This is a genomic window from Desulfovibrio desulfuricans DSM 642 (genome assembly GCF_000420465.1).
Lineage (GTDB): Bacteria > Desulfobacterota > Desulfovibrionia > Desulfovibrionales > Desulfovibrionaceae > Desulfovibrio > Desulfovibrio desulfuricans.
This window is the reverse complement of the sequence record NZ_ATUZ01000019.1, coordinates 70965-83605: the sequence shown is the minus strand read 5'-3', so window position 1 is coordinate 83605 and position 12641 is coordinate 70965. Positions and strand designations below refer to the sequence as shown.

The 12641-nt window shown below is 53.4% G+C and carries 18 protein-coding genes; 8 read left to right on the top strand and 10 right to left on the bottom strand.

What is annotated here, in order from left to right; genetic code table 11:
- Positions 1–4 precede the first annotated feature (4 nt).
- The 3 genes from G449_RS0114660 to G449_RS0114650 are packed head-to-tail and all read right to left on the bottom strand — an operon-like array spanning position 5 to position 1296.
- Positions 5–733, bottom strand: coding sequence for a nucleotide-binding protein (locus G449_RS0114660; RefSeq protein WP_022660072.1), 729 nt, complete (start codon positions 731–733; stop codon positions 5–7).
- A 13-nt stretch (positions 734–746) separates the two neighbouring features.
- Complete coding sequence (locus G449_RS0114655; RefSeq protein WP_022660071.1) at positions 747–1094, bottom strand: TraK family protein; 348 nt, start codon at positions 1092–1094, stop codon at positions 747–749.
- Entirely contained in the window at positions 1084–1296 is a 213-nt protein-coding gene (locus G449_RS0114650; RefSeq protein ID WP_022660070.1) for a hypothetical protein, read from the bottom strand. The genes G449_RS0114655 and G449_RS0114650 overlap by 11 nt, the downstream gene beginning before the upstream one ends.
- 104 nt (positions 1297–1400) lie before the next feature.
- Between G449_RS0114650 and G449_RS17395 the strand changes: the two genes are divergently transcribed.
- From G449_RS17395 to G449_RS0114635, 3 genes are all read left to right on the top strand, one after another.
- Complete coding sequence (locus tag G449_RS17395; protein ID WP_022660069.1) at positions 1401–1712, top strand: hypothetical protein; 312 nt, start codon at positions 1401–1403, stop codon at positions 1710–1712.
- A 178-nt stretch (positions 1713–1890) separates the two neighbouring features.
- Positions 1891–2160, top strand: coding sequence for a ribbon-helix-helix domain-containing protein (locus G449_RS0114640; RefSeq protein WP_027181045.1), 270 nt, complete (start codon positions 1891–1893; stop codon positions 2158–2160).
- A complete protein-coding gene (locus tag G449_RS0114635; protein WP_022660067.1) occupies positions 2157–2480 on the top strand; it encodes a type II toxin-antitoxin system RelE/ParE family toxin in 324 nt (107 codons plus the stop codon). The genes G449_RS0114640 and G449_RS0114635 overlap by 4 nt, the downstream gene beginning before the upstream one ends.
- 92 nt (positions 2481–2572) lie before the next feature.
- Here the strand turns inward: G449_RS0114635 and G449_RS0114630 are convergent, their stop codons facing one another.
- Positions 2573–2845, bottom strand: coding sequence for a hypothetical protein (locus G449_RS0114630; RefSeq protein ID WP_022660066.1), 273 nt, complete (start codon positions 2843–2845; stop codon positions 2573–2575).
- A 104-nt stretch (positions 2846–2949) separates the two neighbouring features.
- Between G449_RS0114630 and G449_RS17390 the strand changes: the two genes are divergently transcribed.
- Positions 2950–3228, top strand: a complete 279-nt coding sequence (locus G449_RS17390) for a hypothetical protein (protein WP_022660065.1) — start codon at positions 2950–2952, stop codon at positions 3226–3228.
- A 20-nt stretch (positions 3229–3248) separates the two neighbouring features.
- Entirely contained in the window at positions 3249–3542 is a 294-nt protein-coding gene (locus tag G449_RS17930; RefSeq protein ID WP_022660064.1) for a hypothetical protein, read from the top strand.
- Position 3543: 1 nt separating this feature from the next.
- Here G449_RS17930 and G449_RS17380 read toward each other — a convergent pair whose 3' ends face one another.
- Both G449_RS17380 and G449_RS0114605 read right to left on the bottom strand, forming a co-directional pair.
- Positions 3544–4749: a tyrosine-type recombinase/integrase gene (locus tag G449_RS17380; protein WP_022660063.1), complete on the bottom strand. Its 1206-nt coding sequence runs from the start codon at positions 4747–4749 to the stop codon at positions 3544–3546.
- A 1323-nt stretch (positions 4750–6072) separates the two neighbouring features.
- Positions 6073–6237, bottom strand: coding sequence for a hypothetical protein (locus G449_RS0114605; protein WP_022660060.1), 165 nt, complete (start codon positions 6235–6237; stop codon positions 6073–6075).
- 353 nt (positions 6238–6590) lie between these two features.
- On the opposite strand from G449_RS0114605, the gene G449_RS0114600 reads away from it, so the two are divergent.
- From G449_RS0114600 to G449_RS0114590, 3 genes are read left to right on the top strand one after another with little or no spacing between them, the layout of a single operon-like run.
- Positions 6591–7160, top strand: a complete 570-nt coding sequence (locus G449_RS0114600) for an FmdE family protein (RefSeq protein WP_022660059.1) — start codon at positions 6591–6593, stop codon at positions 7158–7160.
- Positions 7153–7926, top strand: coding sequence for a DUF364 domain-containing protein (locus tag G449_RS0114595; RefSeq protein WP_022660058.1), 774 nt, complete (start codon positions 7153–7155; stop codon positions 7924–7926). Before G449_RS0114600 ends, G449_RS0114595 begins: the two co-directional genes overlap by 8 nt.
- Positions 7923–8744, top strand: coding sequence for a class I SAM-dependent DNA methyltransferase (locus G449_RS0114590; RefSeq protein WP_022660057.1), 822 nt, complete (start codon positions 7923–7925; stop codon positions 8742–8744). The genes G449_RS0114595 and G449_RS0114590 overlap by 4 nt, the downstream gene beginning before the upstream one ends.
- Before the next feature lie 35 nt (positions 8745–8779).
- On the opposite strand, the gene G449_RS17925 is transcribed toward G449_RS0114590, so the two are convergent.
- From G449_RS17925 to G449_RS0114570, 4 genes are read right to left on the bottom strand one after another with little or no spacing between them, the layout of a single operon-like run.
- On the bottom strand, positions 8780–9808 hold the full coding sequence (locus G449_RS17925) for an energy transducer TonB (protein WP_022660056.1): 1029 nt from the start codon (positions 9806–9808) through the stop codon (positions 8780–8782).
- Positions 9805–10563, bottom strand: coding sequence for an ABC transporter ATP-binding protein (locus G449_RS17370; protein ID WP_022660055.1), 759 nt, complete (start codon positions 10561–10563; stop codon positions 9805–9807). Before G449_RS17370 ends, G449_RS17925 begins: the two co-directional genes overlap by 4 nt.
- Positions 10556–11569 (bottom strand): FecCD family ABC transporter permease, encoded by a 1014-nt coding sequence (locus tag G449_RS0114575; RefSeq protein ID WP_022660054.1) that lies wholly within the window; start codon positions 11567–11569, stop codon positions 10556–10558. Before G449_RS0114575 ends, G449_RS17370 begins: the two co-directional genes overlap by 8 nt.
- Positions 11556–12593 (bottom strand): ABC transporter substrate-binding protein, encoded by a 1038-nt coding sequence (locus G449_RS0114570; RefSeq protein WP_022660053.1) that lies wholly within the window; start codon positions 12591–12593, stop codon positions 11556–11558. The genes G449_RS0114575 and G449_RS0114570 overlap by 14 nt, the downstream gene beginning before the upstream one ends.
- Positions 12594–12641 lie beyond the last annotated feature (48 nt).

The following is a 12641-nucleotide window of genomic DNA, read 5'->3' as shown; positions in this document are numbered from 1 at the left end:
CCCCCTACAGTGTGATTCCGGCCCGTTCGATCAGGCCGACCACTTCATTCCAGTACCGGCCCAAGCGCGAACGCATGACAATGGATTGGCTGGAATTGATGCCTGTTTCAAAGCTCTGGCGCTTGGCAAAAAGTATCTCCAAGTCCTTGCCAATAGTAGCTTTGTTACCTTGGGGAATGGCGAGAATCGCCTGAAACTGTTGGTGAAATTCTTGGTATACTTTGAATCCTTCAAACGGCTTGCCGTCTATGGAGATTTCGCCGAAGTACGGATTGAGCCATACAACTATTGGAGTTTTGGGAAAGCCCAGAGCCAGGGAGCGCAGGCCAAGAACAGTATCGCCGATGGCTTGTCCGCCGGTGATGACGGTATGGAGGAATACGTTGTGTCCGCCTTCGGAAAAGATGCCAAGCACATCATTGTCTTGAATGTAACTGTTGAGCGCCAGGAAGGAGGACGCGCCGTTGTCCACAATGACATGGGTTTCTTGAGGCAAGTCGGCGATGGTGTTGATCAGAGAGTCGAATTCACGTGGATCAATGTCGCCATTTTTCAGAATATCCAAGCGGGTGACTTCAAACTCCTTGAAGCCAAAAAACGTGGCGTTGACCGGATCAGTATCAAAGGCAACTACGGTTTTCCCCAAGTGCTTGAGCACCTGGTAGAGAATCGCGGCGATCATGGATTTGCCCACGCCGCCCTTGCCTTGCTGGATGAAATGTATTGTTGCCATGTGGTCTCCTTTGCTACAGGGCGTCGTCGGGGTTCATATTTCTAGGATCGGGAAAGGACTTTGCCGCTGGGGTGATAATTTTGGGGCCTGTGTTCAGCGGCCTCGCCGCCGGAGCGGGTGCGGGAGGAGCCGCAGGAGGCGAAGCATTGAGGCTTTGCACGTTCAGCATGTTGGAGGAGGCCTTTGTCAGAACTTTGCAAAAGGCGTCATAAGACATGGTGAATTGTCCGCTTTCCGTCAGCCGCGTGTGAATCTTCCTCTTGTCAAAGCCTTGAGACAAAAGGCTTTCAATGGCATCGCGGGAGGCCAAGAACTCAATTCTGGCCATGTTGCGGGGGATACGCTTTTTATCACCGGGCATGACTTTCCCCAGAGCATTCGTTCTTGTCAGTTACTTGCTGCAGTTTAAGGGTGATCAGTTCCACAGTCCGCGCCGGAAGAGCTTCACCGTTTCTTATCTTTCTCTTGATATTCCGGTATTGCCTCTCCGAATAACCCAATGCCTCCGCCACAAACTCATCTTTTCCATAAGCCGTCAAAAGGCCATTAATGGCTTCGTTCATAATGTTTTGTCCTCCGTATTATGCGGGTTTCCCTCAGCATGTAGCACAAAGAAACTTGTGGACAAGGAAAGAATTTCCGGTAATACAGAAAAAAAGGTGCAGGTATGGACAGGTATGATTATTCGTTGAAATTGGAGCGGGCGTTTGTCGAATATGCGGACAGGCGGGCTGATGAGAAGGGTTTGGGCAAAGGTGAATTCGCGCATCTGGTATGGCCCGAGGACACCTTGAAGGCAGCGGCTTCTCGCTGGTCAGCCATGCGCAGCAAAGCCACCAACACCGGCAAGCCGCAAGGCCTGCTCATGTCGGACGCCCACAGAATGGCGAGTGTTTTGGGGATAAATTTGGGCTATATCCTGACGGTGCTGGAAGACAGGATCACTGAGGGCAGGGTTGATTTGACCCATCCCGCCTGAATTCGGGACTCAGTGAATCCCTAATTGGAAGCCGGGCGGCTGCCCAGTTTTTACTCCAGGTATGAAAATTTGTTACGCATGCTTGTTGAGCATTTCTGAAAATTGTCAGTTACAGTGGTTGTACCTTGACATTTTTTCTAGTAGGATTAAATCCTATTCAAAGAAGTGAGAGGTACACATGCGAACAACACAGCAGTTAAGCATAACCCTGCCAAATGAAATGGCGAATGCAATAAAAGCCAAAGTGCAGACTGGCGAATATGCCACAGAAAGCGAAGTTATCCGGGAGGGGCTACGTGCGCTCATGGCCCGCGACAAGGCTGTTGAAAGCTGGCTTCACCAGCAGGTAGGCCCGGCCTATGATGCGCTGAAGGCTGACCCGTCCCGCGCTGTCACAACTTCTCAGATTCGGGCGCGTCTTGCCGCCGAGCACGCCAAAAGAAAATGAGCTACCGCATAGTATTTTCACCAGAGGCCGAAGAGCAGCTTGCCGCTCTCTATGGCTACATTGCCGATGCTGCTTCACCCGATATCGCAGAGCGGTACACTGAAGCCATTGTCAGCTACTGCGAAGGCCTACATACCTTCCCCATTCGCGGCACCATGCGTGAAGATGTGCGTCCCGGCCTTCGTATCACCAACTATAAAAAACGAACCATCATAGCCTTTGAGGTAGATATGCAGGCAGAGCAAGTGTCTATCATTGGCCTGTTCTATGGCGGGCAAGACTATGAAACATATTTACAGGATGATTTAGACCTGGAATAGCCTGTAAAGAAATCCATACTTGCACAAACTTTTGGCGAAACATGAAATGTTTGGGGGATTTTTTTACCTGATTTGAATTGCTATTTATAGCCTCACGCTGCCACACGCAAAAACCGTCTCAATTCGGCAATCACTGAATGACGAATTGAGACGGTTTTCATTTCAGATTTACAAGTGAACCACTCAACTATTCTGCCTAGCATGTTGTTATTGTCTGATATTTCGTTTCGGACATGCTCAAAGCCAATGATGGCAATTGCAGCCCCGCGTTTAATTATGGCGAGTTCGCCATAATTAAACGCCAAGTGGGGTTGATGCCTTAAACTTTTTTTCATACCTGCGCATACCTGGACAAGTTTTTTCATCCAACATGCTTTAGGTCTATTGTTTGATACTGGAATTTCCGGTAATAATTTCCTCATGCATAGATTGCAAAACAAAATTTCTCTTACAGCACCGGGAGAAAACGATGGAGAAACGCAAGCGACTCACAAAAGTTGAAAAGAAATTCGTGCATACATTGCTGTCGAATTTACCGCCGGTCATTGCCCGCAAAGAGGTAGTGCGTTTCCTGGGCGGCATTGTCGCTCCACAAACGCTTTCCAATGCTGATTCATCTGGCGAAGGCCCGGAAGATGCCTTTCGTGTTGGAAATTCCGTTGTATATCGCACAGAATCTCTGGTGCGTTGGATTGTTGAGCACTTTGGAGTTGAAAAGCTCAGAATGTCGCGAAACTCGGTATTATAAAACGTCATTGAGGACTGGTTATGGATATTCCCAAACTGACGCCGGAAGAAATTGCGGACAATTTGCAAACGACCTTTGAGCGGCTGCTTACTCCAGTCGTGGATTCCATAGGGCAGATAGAGCGCCTAAAAAGGCGCGAGTACCTGACCGCCGAAGAAGTGGAGCTGATCTATGGCTTGAAGGCTGTGACCCTGGCCAATAAACGTTCACGCGCACGCGGGCCTGAATACATCAAGGATGGCGATAAAATTTTGTATAAGCAGCAGGCCATCAAGAAGTACCTCGACGCCAGAGCCGTGCGGACTGCCGAATGATCTATGCCCGTGCAGAGGCTATTGCTTTGAGTGACAGCTTTTCGGTTTCCTCAGCCTTGCCTTTGGCGAAGATGCCTTGGATTACGTTCACGGTCTGACTTTTCTTGTCGGGGCACAAATGGGAATAGCGCTTGGTCATTTCCGTGCTGCTGTGACCAACCATTTCCCCGATGACGTAAAGGGGCACGCCTTCCATGGCCAGCCAGCTGCAATAGGTGTGTCTGAGTGTGTGGAAGACGACCTTATGCCTGCGGTCAACATTGGGAGGATTGAGCTTCGCATCCGCCACTGCCCGCGCAAAACTGCTGGTGGCGGAATCAGATCCCAACTGTGTTCCCTTTTGGCCAGGAAAAAGAAGCGGGGAGTCCTTCCGCTCCGCCACAACCCGATCCAGCGTTTCGAAAAGTGTATCGTTCATGGGAATGGAGCGCTTGCCTGTTTTCCCGTCCGGGTGGATCAGGCGGCTTTTCAAATTTACGTCCTGCGGGCGCAGACCCAGAACTTCGGAAAGGCGCATTCCTGTATGCAAAGAGGTCAAACTGATATCATGCCAAAGCTGACTACGTTTCTTTACAGCGCCAAGAAGCGTCTGGGCCTCATCGGCGGTCAGGAAACGGTCACGGGCGTTGTCCACCTTGGGCATCTTCACTTTGTCCATCGGCTTCGGGCCGGAGTACAAGTCCCATTCGGTCAGCTTGTTATAGACGCGCCGCACATTGCCGATGATCAGGCGCACGCTGGCGGCGGCAAGTCCTTTTGCCAAAAGGGACGTTTTGATGCCTTCCATCTCCAGGGACGTGATCTCTTTCAGCGGTCTGTTCTTCAAAACGGGTTCCAGATACCTCGTGTAAAGCATCCGTTCATTGTCCGCCCCTTTCAAATTCGGGAGCCATTTTTCGTCAAAGATCGCCCAGGCCTCCCCAAAGGTCATGCCGGATTCTTTGCGTCTTTGTTGAATAGGGACAGCGGCCTCGCCCAAGCGGAGTTGTTGCATACGGTCGGCACGGATATCCGATGCCATGGATGCAGTCATTTTCTCGCTGCGCCAACCTATTTTCTCCCAGACTTTTTTACCGTTTGGAGACTTATAGGTGATGTAAAAACAGAGGTCAGGCTTGCCATCAAATCTCTTCTGCGTACTTTCGAGCTGATAGACACCCATGAATTTAGTTGGAACTCTTACGTTTTCAGCTTTTTTTGCGCTCATTTCTCTGCTACCCTATTGCTACCCTACGGCGTATTTTTGACCCTATTGATACCCCTCTGCGTGATTTGTAGTGAACCACAGACAACGATTAAAGTCAATAATACCAACAAAAATGAGGTGCAGCGAACTGTGGTGATGTGTGGTGAAATTAAGGCCTACTTATTCGTAATCAGCAGGTCAAGAGTTCAAGTCTCTTAGCTGGCTCCATAGAATTTAGCCCTCACGGTGCATAACCGCGAGGGCTTTTTTTGTTGGGCTACCACCATAAATAAAACTGAGTGCAATTGGATGAAAAATCTTGCCGCGCCCTGCCCCATACCCCTTCGACTTTTGCCCTAACTCTGGCATATTGGGATCAGAGGTTCACAGTTTGGCAGAAGCACATTTTGAAAGGGTAATAGAATGTCTTTTATGGATTTGATCACACTAGCCAATATCCGAAAAGAATTAAGGTTTTTTGTACACCGATTGATAATAGGCTTAGTGCTATCTTTTACGTTCTCCTCAGATATCCCGCGTGTGTTTAATGAGATTGAAGCAAAAAAAGTTGAGCTATCGCTGATACTCTTTACAATTACGATACCTATGTACATAATCTATCGTTGCAAACCTCAGCGCTTCTTTCTCAAAAAATTTCAATCTGAGTGTATTCAGTTTTGTCAATCCGTGACTTCAATCATGAGAGGAATATTAATATTTGGCATATCATCATTTATTTATGATCTCTTTAAATGGAATGCTCCTTTTGAAGATACTGCTTATATTGTAAATTTTCTAATATTTCTCGAGGCCATCACTATGGTTCATTTTGACCTCAAAAATTTTGAGTATGATTTTAAAGATAACCAAATTTTGTTTACAATCACAATGACGGATGATGGGTACATAATCAATAAGACAGAAAATGGGAAATAACCAGTAAACTACTTGTACGTTATTGCATGTAGTTGATTTCATTTTCCCGTGGCTGGCGTATTCTGGGGGAACTAATTAATCAAGAGCCACAAAAAAACAGCCCATCATTGGTCGGGGTTTTTGCTTCGGGCCGTCAGGTTTTGATTTTACACCGCTTTCCTCGCCATCTCTGCTAGTAAGTCCTCGGCAGCTTTCTGTATCGACGATTAAACTCATTCTGGTACAGCTCCTCATGCGCTGAAGTGACTCTCATTCCCAAGCATAGATAATTTGCAACGCCCCCCCCAAAAAACATGATCGGCTTTCCCCTCCAAGGAGAAAGCCGAGCATTTGTATCATCCTGATTTCTACCTGCCATGCAGGTTTGATCAGGAGGCAAGTTATGTTCATTAATGGGGCCGCTCGGTGCTAGTCGCAAACGCCTTCATGTTCGGGGCCTTCGGGAACAGTGCAGGCCTGCTGCTTTTTTCCGGTTCCGTTGCACTCAAAACACTTCATGCCAGCATCGTCTTTTCCGTTGCCCTGACAAGCCGGGCAGGTGGTGTAGTCATCAACTCTCGTATTCTGGGCCATAATAAGTCCCCCTTTCTGGAGTTATGCTATACATTACTACTAGCATCCCGGTGTCAAGGGCACAAGCGGACAGTTCCAGCCCCGGATATCCGCCGCAGCAGCATGCCGCGCCAGCCTCGGCGCGCTCGTCAGCGAGCGTACAGATGCCCTCCCAGCACCGCCAGCTCCCGCATTCTTCCTATCCGCCCGGCCCCGCTGCCTTTCTGCCCTTCACTCCACCCGCAGTCCAGCACTTTTGCTACCGCACAATGTTCACGCTTTTATTGAAACAGATACCAGCATGACAACCAGCGGGCGTGCATATAATAAAATGTACACATTTGAACATACAAACACCCTTACACATAAAAACAATGCAAGATATAAAACCTTACCTTGAAAAGGCCGAACAGTATCACGGGCACATTTGCAGCGGGCAGATTCTGGGCATCCGCATGACCCTGATGGCGCTAAAAGCCCTTGGCATGTCGCCGCATGACGATATGCGCGATCTGGTTATCTTTCTGGAGACTGACCGCTGCGTTGCGGATGCGTCATACGTTGTTACTGGCGTGACCGTGGGCCGCAGGCGGGTCAAAATGTACAGCTACGGCAAAACAGCCATGTCGTTTCTGGATTTGAAAACCGGCAAGGCCGTGCGGGTCAGCGTCATCACCTCCGACAGACCGCCCCACCATGCGGACAAAGCCGCCCAGCTCGCCTTTTGGGAAGGCTATGCCGACAGCGACATTTTTTCCTGCCAGCCTGTGAGCATCGCCATGCCGGAGGGCGAACTGCCCGGCCCGCCAGCGCGCATTGCAACCTGCTGCGTCTGCGGCGAGGACGTGCTGGATTGCAAGGAAGTTGTGCAGGATGGCAAAACATACTGCCGGGCATGCCTCAACGGCGCATATTACAGCCCCATTGGAGACAGCCATGCATAACCGCTGGCATTTGTATGACGAACTGATTGATTCCGTTCCGTCAAAGGAGCTGGTTAAATCCTTTGTTTACGGCGATCACTGGCTGATGGTGGAATCAGACGCCGGGGGCGTGGGCATGGCCCAGCATTTCCCGACCATGCCGGGCGTGCAGGATCCAGCGCTCTCCCCATATGAAATTGTCGGCCAGCCCTTGCGCACGGTGGCCGAACGCCTCAAATCGTGGGATTTCAATCAGGCTTCCATCGGTCTTGCGGCTCTGAATGCCGCTAACAACACTCTGGCCCTGCGGCCAGAAAGCCCCATCCAGCCCGGCATAAACCGCATGCCCGGAGATGCCTTCAAATTTTTTCTTGCAGAGGCTACGGGCAAAAAAGTTGCGGTGATCGGGCATTTTCCCGGTCTGCGCATGCTGCGCCAGCACTGCGACATGTGCATTCTTGAGCGCAATCCACAGCCCGGCGACCTGCCCGATGCAGCAGCGGAATACGTTCTGCCGGAGCAGGATATTGTTTTTGTCACGGGCACAACATTCATCAATAAAACCATCACCCGCCTGCTGGAACTGACCCAGAAGGCCAAGGTTTTCATGGTCGGGCCAAGCACCCCCATGCATCCCCTGCTGTTCCGGCACAGTTTTGCCTCGCTTTCCGGCCTGGTGGTGGAAAATGCCGCAGGCATGGCCCGCGCACTGAAAGATAACAACTGCGAGGCCATTTTTGCCAGCGGGGGCCTCAAGGTAAATCTGCTGCCCGGCGGTGCCCAGTGAATATTGAATCTTTTGAGAAGCTTTGGGTCGATTATCAGCCAGACCGCAAGGATGCGCTGGATTTCTGGAACAAGCGCGCGCCATCGTTCAACAAGCGCATTCGCCGCAAAACTGCGGACGAACACCGCCAGCGCCTGATGGAACACCTTGCGCGCAAGGCTGCCCTTGACCGCAACAGCGCGGTGCTGGATATCGGCTGCGGCCCCGGCGCGCAAAGCCTTGAAATGGCCCCGCTGGTGGGCCGGGTGGAAGGCTTTGACCTTGCGCCCAACATGATTGATCTGGCAAAGGCCAATGCCGTTGAAGACAACTGCCCCAACGCCAGTTTTCGGGTTCTGGACTGGCAGGCGGCAGACATCGACAGCATGGGCTGGCGCAGACAATTCGATCTGGTTCTGGCATCGCGCACGCCAGCCATCAACAACCGCGCAACGCTGGAAAAGATGATTGCCGCCTCCAGCCGCGCCTGCTGCATGATCACGCATGTGGAAATGCGCCATTCTGTCAGGGATCAGCTCAAGAGCCTGCTCGACTGGGATGAACAGAAGGCCCGCATTGCCCGCAGTTTTTTCTGCGCTTTCAACATGCTGTTTCTGATGGGTTTTTATCCTGAGGTTGAGTATTTTGACCGGTCGTGGGAAAGCGAAACGACCTTTGAGGATGCGGAACTGATGCACCTCAATTATTTCACCAGCATGATGACAATTTCTGACAGCCTGAAAACCGAAATGCGCAAGAAACTGGCAAGCCTTTGCCGCAACGGAATTATTCAGGAAAAGGTGGAGTCAAAGCTGGCCGTCATGTTCTGGAAAATATAGCCCGCAACGCCCGGCCCCACAGGCTGGGCTTTCTGCTATTTGAGGCTGAACTGAATGGGGACAACCACGCGGGCGACCTGCGGCGGCGGCGCAAAGGGCGATGCCCGATGCACGGCTTCCAGCGCTGATTCGTCCAGCGAATCGAAACCGCTGCTGGTGCGCAGCTCCACATTTTGCGCCGAGCCGTCTCTGGTGATGGTAAAGGCCACATACACAAGCCCCTGAATGCCCATACGTTTTGCTTGCGGGCTGTATTCCAGATATTTGCGGATGCGTTTTTTGATGTATTCGTAATTGCCCTTAAGATAGCCCCCGGCATCCCCCTGCCCTTCACTGGCGGCCCCGTTGCCCTGACCGCTGCTGCCGCTTCCGCGCCCCTGCCCTGCTCCATCTGCCAGCGACATGCCCTGCCCTTGCAGTTTGCTTTGGCTTGCGCCGCAGCCAGCGCCCGACTCAGCGCCAGAACTTGCGCCAGCAGCGGTGGCAGACGGTTTCAGGTCGGCGGCTTTGTCTGTCGTATTGTTGGCTGCCTGCTCCCGTTGCTGAACATTATGTTCCTTGCGGGCCGTAGCTTTTGTAATTTTTTCAACCTTGGCGTGGTGCGGTTTTTCCTTGGGTGAAGCATCGGCTGTTTTTTTTGCCGCCGCTTTTTCAGCAAGTCGGGGTATGGCAAGCGGGGATTGGGAATCCGCCACAGTGGGTTCGGCGGGTTTTTCCTGTTTTTTGGGTGTGGGGCTTGTTTCTTTTTGAGCGGCTGCCGCCGCATCCGCCTGCGGCTCTGCATTCTGTTCCGTCTGGGCGCTGCCGCCGCCAGCTCCGGCTGGTTCTCCGGCGGTGCCAGAACCGGGCTTGCCGTAAGTCAGGGTAATCACCACCCCGTCAAAGTCGCCACTGCCCGTGGGCGGCAACAGGCTGCCCAAAAACCAGATCATCCCCAATGCCGCAATGTGCGCCGCAAAAGAGGCCGCAAAAAACCACGGGCCTCTGGTATGCGGCTTTGCGGGCGGCTCCTCAAGATAGGAAGCCGCAAAAAGTTGCCTGTCGGCTGCTGGTTCCATGCTCATGGCGCATCCGGTTCTGTAAGGTGCATCCAGCGCTGTGCCCTGGGGGGCAGATTGTACAGCCCCTTGATCTGGGGCACGGTAACAGTGGTGGAAACCGGGCCGTCTGCAACCACATGCCCCGCCTTGAGCAATATGGCGCGCCCGCCCAGATACACCGCCTGTTCTGGATGGTGGGTGGTCAGCATGATCGCCGGCCCGGAGCCGGAAAGTTCGCCAATCAGTTCCAGCAAATGAAACTGGTTGCCGTAATCCAGCCCGGTAACAGGCTCATCCATAACAAGAGCCGAGCACCCCTGACACAGCGCCCGCGCAATAAGCACAAGCTGCCGTTGCCCGCCGGATAGCTCCAGATAGGATTTGCGCGCGTAGCTTGCCATGCGCACCTGCTCCAGAGCGGTCATGGCCCTGTCCACATCCTCGGCGGAAAACCTGAGCCATGGGCTGCGGGCTGTACGCCCCATAAGCACCACATCAAGAACCTGATAGGCAAAAACGCCCGTATGCATCTGGGGCACATAGGCCAGTGTGCGTGCAAGATCCCGCCGCGAGATTTCTTCCTGCGGGCGGCCTTCCAGAAAAACACTGCGGCGCGGCACAGGCAAAAATCCCAGAATGGCCCGGAGCAGCGTTGTTTTGCCGCAACCGTTGGGGCCAAGCACGTTCACCACTTCTCCCCGGGCCACGCGCAGAGAGACCTGCTGTAGCACAGGCGGGGCATCAAAATAGCCAAGGGTGAGGTCACGCACTTCAATCATAGCGTCTCTTCCAGTCGTACCACAGGCTAAAGGCAAACAGCGGCAGCAGGATGATCGAGGTGGCGATGCCCAGCGGCAATTCCACTGTCCAGATCGTGCGGATGAAGGAATCCGTCAGCAGAATAAAGAGCGCGCCGCCCAGGGCTGAATTCAGCAGGCCAAGGCGATTGTCCGGCCCGCAGATAAAACGCATCACGTGCGGAATGACAAGTCCAACCCAGTTGATGACGCCCGCCATGACAACTGTCAGCGAACACGCCAGCGTTGCCGCCGCAATCAGTTGCATCTTCATGCGCATGCTGTTCACGCCCAGAGCCATGGCCTCGTCGTCGCCCATGGAAAGCGCGTTCACGACCTTGCCGTTAAGGCAGATGAAGGCCAGAGCGCAGAGCATGAGCGGCCCCCCCCATACAAGGTGGCGCGGCTCTGTGCGCGAAAGCGAACCCATGAGCCAGAAAACAATTTCGGGCAACTGCCTGTTGGGGTCTGCCACGTACTGCACAAGCGAGGTCAGGGCCACAAAAAAAGAGCTGCTGACCATGCCGCCAATGAGCAGGGCAAGAAAACGCGCCTTTGGGTAGAGCATGGAAAAAAACAGGGCAAGGCCCACGCCCAGCGCGCCGCCAATAAAGGCAAGTACCTGTGTGGCCGCCATGGATGAAAAAGCCAGAATGCCCACTGCCCCGCCAAAGGCCGCCCCGTGCTGCACACCCAGAATACCGGGCGACACCAGCGGATTCTGAAACATGGCCTGATACACGCTGCCAGATACCGCAAGGCTTGCGCCCACCAGCAGAGCCGTGACAATGCGCGGCAGCCGCAGATTAAAAAACAGAAACAGCACCTGCTTTTTATCCGGGCTGAGCGTGTTGCCAGACCATGCATCGGCAAGCGCGCGGCAGAGCGCGCTCATGTCCAGAGGGTAGCGCCCCATGTGCAACGAGAGCAGCACTGCGGCAACCAGCATCAACCCCAGCCAGAGCAAAATTCTTTCAGAACGTGCCATAAGGTTCAAAAAGCTCGTTTATCTGCGCATCGCTCAGATCCAGGTTAAAAAACAGTTTCATGAACCGGCGGCTTTCGGCCTTGATGTCCACTGCGTACAGATCTGGGTGCAGCAGATTTGCCAGCCATTGCACGCCCATAAGCCGCATATAGGTTGCGGGGCGCTCTATCCAGCTGAAGGGGCCGCGCGGGATAAAATACACCCTGCCCGTCTGCACCGCAGGCAAGGCCGACCATTGGGGGTCTGTACGTATGCGGCGCATAAGATTGGGGTGGAATACCAGCACCACATCCGGATTATAGGCCATGACCTGCTCAAACGTGACCTTGAGCTGGGCGTTTTCCGTACCGGGCGGGCACATGTGCACACTGTCCGCGCCTGCGGCTTCAAGCACCTCCGAACGCACGGAATCCTTGCAGACCGAGGCAAGCCCGTTGGCTTCCAGCGCCACATATACGCGCGTGCGCCGTTCTGACGGCAGGTTTTTCATGGCCGCAGCCACCCGGTTCAGCGTTGCATCAGCATACGCAGCAAGGCTTTGCCCGCGCTGTTCGCGATTATACAGCCGCCCCATTGTCAGAAAGCAGGCCGCCATATCCTTCATGCTGCCGCCCGGGGCAGAGGATACCTGCATGCCGAGGCTGATCAGAGTCTGCTCTATGGGCAAATGGTCGTGCATACCCATGGAGAGGTAAAAGGCCTTTTTGATGCCGCTTGCCAGCAGCATTTCCCTGTCAGGAATAAATCCCTGCCCATACCAGCCGCCCAGGATGGGCAGGTCGTGATACTGTGGCGGAATAAATTTTTTTTCATAGTCCCGCAGGGGGGTGTTCCATGCTGCAAGCAGCTCAGGCGCAAAGGCGTAAAGCGTAAAGGCCGAGGGCGGCGTGGGGCAATAAACACTTCTGGCGTCGCCGCTGGCGGCTGGCGCAGGCGCGCCCTCTGCCGCGCCTGCGCCAGTGCAAGGCAAAAAGGCCGCAAGCGTAAGCGCTGCCCAAAACAGAAATGTACGGCGAATCTGCATGATGTTGCCCCAGGTGGGGCCGCCTGCGGGCGGCCCCACCCGATTAAG

Coding starts and splice junctions, on each gene's coding strand:
- G449_RS0114640 (WP_027181045.1), top strand. CDS start 1,891: ATGCGAACAACACAGCAGTTAAGCATAACCCTGCCAAATGAAATGGCG.
- G449_RS0114570 (WP_022660053.1), bottom strand. CDS start 12,593: ATGCAGATTCGCCGTACATTTCTGTTTTGGGCAGCGCTTACGCTTGCG.
- G449_RS0114635 (WP_022660067.1), top strand. CDS start 2,157: ATGAGCTACCGCATAGTATTTTCACCAGAGGCCGAAGAGCAGCTTGCC.
- G449_RS17390 (WP_022660065.1), top strand. CDS start 2,950: ATGGAGAAACGCAAGCGACTCACAAAAGTTGAAAAGAAATTCGTGCAT.
- G449_RS17395 (WP_022660069.1), top strand. CDS start 1,401: ATGGACAGGTATGATTATTCGTTGAAATTGGAGCGGGCGTTTGTCGAA.
- G449_RS17370 (WP_022660055.1), bottom strand. CDS start 10,563: ATGATTGAAGTGCGTGACCTCACCCTTGGCTATTTTGATGCCCCGCCT.
- G449_RS17380 (WP_022660063.1), bottom strand. CDS start 4,749: ATGAGCGCAAAAAAAGCTGAAAACGTAAGAGTTCCAACTAAATTCATG.
- G449_RS0114600 (WP_022660059.1), top strand. CDS start 6,591: ATGCAAGATATAAAACCTTACCTTGAAAAGGCCGAACAGTATCACGGG.
- G449_RS0114630 (WP_022660066.1), bottom strand. CDS start 2,845: ATGAAAAAACTTGTCCAGGTATGCGCAGGTATGAAAAAAAGTTTAAGG.
- G449_RS0114655 (WP_022660071.1), bottom strand. CDS start 1,094: ATGCCCGGTGATAAAAAGCGTATCCCCCGCAACATGGCCAGAATTGAG.
- G449_RS0114575 (WP_022660054.1), bottom strand. CDS start 11,569: ATGGCACGTTCTGAAAGAATTTTGCTCTGGCTGGGGTTGATGCTGGTT.
- G449_RS0114605 (WP_022660060.1), bottom strand. CDS start 6,237: ATGGCCCAGAATACGAGAGTTGATGACTACACCACCTGCCCGGCTTGT.
- G449_RS0114650 (WP_022660070.1), bottom strand. CDS start 1,296: ATGAACGAAGCCATTAATGGCCTTTTGACGGCTTATGGAAAAGATGAG.
- G449_RS17925 (WP_022660056.1), bottom strand. CDS start 9,808: ATGAGCATGGAACCAGCAGCCGACAGGCAACTTTTTGCGGCTTCCTAT.
- G449_RS17930 (WP_022660064.1), top strand. CDS start 3,249: ATGGATATTCCCAAACTGACGCCGGAAGAAATTGCGGACAATTTGCAA.
- G449_RS0114595 (WP_022660058.1), top strand. CDS start 7,153: ATGCATAACCGCTGGCATTTGTATGACGAACTGATTGATTCCGTTCCG.
- G449_RS0114660 (WP_022660072.1), bottom strand. CDS start 733: ATGGCAACAATACATTTCATCCAGCAAGGCAAGGGCGGCGTGGGCAAA.